Here is a 475-nt window from a genome sequence, read left to right as displayed (position 1 = left end):
GCCCCGTGCGGCGCCCGTCCCCGTACCCGACGGGCCGCCGGTCCCCGACACCGCGCTGCTCGGGCTCGCCGTCAAGGCCATCCGCGCCGGCGACCGCGCGGCCACCGCCGTCCACCGCGCCCCGGCCGACCCGCCGCCCGGCCTCCCCCGCACCCCGGCGGCCGACACCCTCGCGACGATGCAGTCCGCCGTCCTGACCGGTGAGTCCCTCTGGATCGGCTACGTCAACGCCGAGGGCAACGCCACGCAGCGCGTCATCGCCCCGGTCCGCGTGGAAGGCGGTTACGTGACCGCCTACGACCACACCGCGGACGAGGTCCGCACCTTCGCCATCCACCGCATCACCGGAGTGTCCGAACTCGCCGAAGACCCGGCCTGACGGGGGCGGGGGCGGGATTGCGCGGTCCGCCCCCGGCAACGCGGCCGGGCCGGGCTCGGGCCTGGGCGGTCAGGCCTTTCGTGTGCGGGGTAGGGG

The 475-nt window shown here is 77.3% G+C and carries 1 protein-coding gene; it reads left to right on the top strand.

Annotated features, from left to right (window positions below):
* Nucleotides 1-379: WYL domain-containing protein (locus V7E46_RS33725; protein ID WP_333771952.1), on the top strand; the 379-nt coding region annotated here is incomplete at its 5' end.
* Nucleotides 380-475 lie beyond the last annotated feature (96 nt).

The organism is Streptomyces sp. IBSBF 2435, assembly GCF_036815005.1.
Taxonomy (GTDB): domain Bacteria; phylum Actinomycetota; class Actinomycetes; order Streptomycetales; family Streptomycetaceae; genus Actinacidiphila.
Note: the sequence above shows the minus strand (reverse complement) of the source record. Positions and strands in the feature narration are given on the sequence as shown.